Here is a 2,254-nt window from a genome sequence, read left to right on the forward strand (position 1 = left end):
CCTGGCCCTCGGCTTCCGCAACCCCACCAACTACATCGCCCGCGCACTCCTCGAAGCCGACGGATTCAGACCACACCTACACCCCGAATTGTGAAGAGCCACTTTCACTCCCCGGATGCGAATGATCTTCTGCAGGAGTTGGGACGCGAATTCTTGTGCCTGCTGATCCTGATCGGACACGGTCGTCGCGGGCCGGGGCGCCAGCCTTTCCGCACGGGCGATCTCGCCCCCGTCATCGGGGACAGCCGATTCATCACGGTGCTGATCGTCTGCCACCGGAACCACCTCTTCTGCTCTGTGTCGTACTGTGCCGCGAGAAGACAGTGGTTCCACCCTGCGGCCAGCACGGGCCGCTCCACCGGAATCAAGAATTCGGCACCATCAGCCCGGTGTTCATTATCGACCTCGAGTCTCAGCCGGAGTGGCACCGTGAAGCAGTGCCCTCACGATGGGGCGCCCCGCCCGGCCCGGTGCCCCTCGAGATGCTCTGAGGTGCGGCGGACCGACCTCCCCGCACATGGGAGGCTTTCCCCATGTCCGCCACCATCCGAATGCATCGAGTCGCCGCAGGCCACGGTGCCGTCGAGCTCTTCTCCGGTCTCGACCTCGTGGTCGCCGACGGCGACGTCATCGGGCTCGTGGGCCCCAACGGCAGCGGGAAGACCACCCTGCTGCGGATGATCGCCGGTCTCGTCCCGCCGCTCGCGGGGACCATCGACGTCGCCCCGCGCGGCGCCTCGCTCGGGTACCTGACCCAGCAGGCGGACGCCTCCCCCGGCGAGACGGTCCGCGCGGCGATCGCGCGCCGCACCGGCGTCGCCGACGCCACGGCCCGCATGGACGCGGCCGCCGAGGCGCTCGGGGCTCCCGACGCCGATGATGCCGCCCAGGACGCCTACGCGGACGCCCTGGAGTCCTGGCTCGCGCTCGGCGGCGCGGACCTCGACGAGCGCCTCGAGGCGACGGCCGCCGAGGTCGGGCTCGGCATCGACCTCGACCGGGAGGTGTCCACGCTCTCGGGCGGTCAGGCCGCCCGCGTGGGCCTGGCCGGCCTGCTGCTGTCACGCTATGACGCCTACCTCCTGGACGAGCCGAGCAACGACCTCGATGCTGCAGGGCTGGACCTCCTGGAGCGCTTCATCGCCGACGCGGGCGCGCCGGTGCTCATGGTCAGCCACGACCGCGAGCTGCTCGCGAACACCGCCACCTCGATCGTCGAGATCGACCGCTCCCTGCAGCGGATCGTCGTCTACGGCGGCGGCTACGACGCCTACCTCGAGGAGCGCTCCATCCGGCGGCGCCACGCGCGCGAGTCCTACGAGGACTACGCCCGGCGCCGCAGCGCACTGGAGGCACGCGCGAGGATGCAGCGCGCCTGGATGGACAAGGGCACCAAGACCGCGATGCGCAAGGCCAAGGGACGCGGCATGGAGCGGGACAAGCACATCCGCGCCCACGCCAGAGGATCCAGCGAGAAGCAGGCCGCTAAGGCCGCCCAGACCGACCGGATGATCGAGAGACTCGAGGTGGTCGACGAGCCCCGCAAGGAGTGGGTCCTGCAGCTGACGATCGCCTCCGCGCCGCGCTCCGGCGACGTCGTGGCCCGTGCCCGCGGGGCCGTCGTGCGCCGGGGCGGCTTCACGCTCGGCCCCGTCGACGCGGCACTCGACTACGGCGACCGCGTAGCGATCACCGGACCCAACGGGGCGGGGAAGTCGACGCTGCTGGGCCTGTTGCTGGGGCGCATCGCGCCCGATGAGGGGCATGTCGATCCCGGGTCCCGCGTGGTGGTCGGGGAGATCGACCAGGCGCGCGGCGCCTTCGAGGGCCCCGAGACGCTGGCCCGGCGCTTCGCGACGGAGATGCCCGACTGGCCCGATGCGGACGTGCGCACGCTGCTGGCGAAGTTCGGCCTGAAGTCCGACCACGTCGCACGCCCGTCGGCCTCCCTCTCCCCCGGCGAGCGCACCCGGGCGGCCCTCGCGCTGCTGCAGGCGCGCGGCGTGAACCTGCTGGTGCTCGATGAGCCCACCAACCACCTGGACCTCCCGGCGATCGAGCAGCTCGAGGAGGCGCTCGACGCCTTCGAGGGCACCGTCCTGCTGGTCACCCACGATCGTCGGATGCTCGAATCCGTGCGCTTGACGCGCCGCTGGCACGTCGAGGACGGCCACGTGACGGAGATCCCGGCGGACTAGATGTACTGACCGGGGACGTTGATCAATCGTGAGAACGGCGGCTGGTTCCCGCAGGC

The 2,254-nt window shown here is 70.8% G+C and carries 1 protein-coding gene; it reads left to right on the plus strand.

Translation table 11 applies throughout. The features are described 5' to 3' along the window. Window positions 1-533: 533 nt before the first annotated feature. Window positions 534-2,198, plus strand: a complete 1,665-nt coding sequence (locus FM110_RS00680) for an ABC-F family ATP-binding cassette domain-containing protein (protein ID WP_087101703.1) — start codon at window positions 534-536, stop codon at window positions 2,196-2,198. The last annotated feature ends 56 nt before the right edge of the window (window positions 2,199-2,254 follow it).

It is taken from the genome of Brachybacterium nesterenkovii (genome assembly GCF_900163655.1).
GTDB lineage: Bacteria > Actinomycetota > Actinomycetes > Actinomycetales > Dermabacteraceae > Brachybacterium > Brachybacterium nesterenkovii.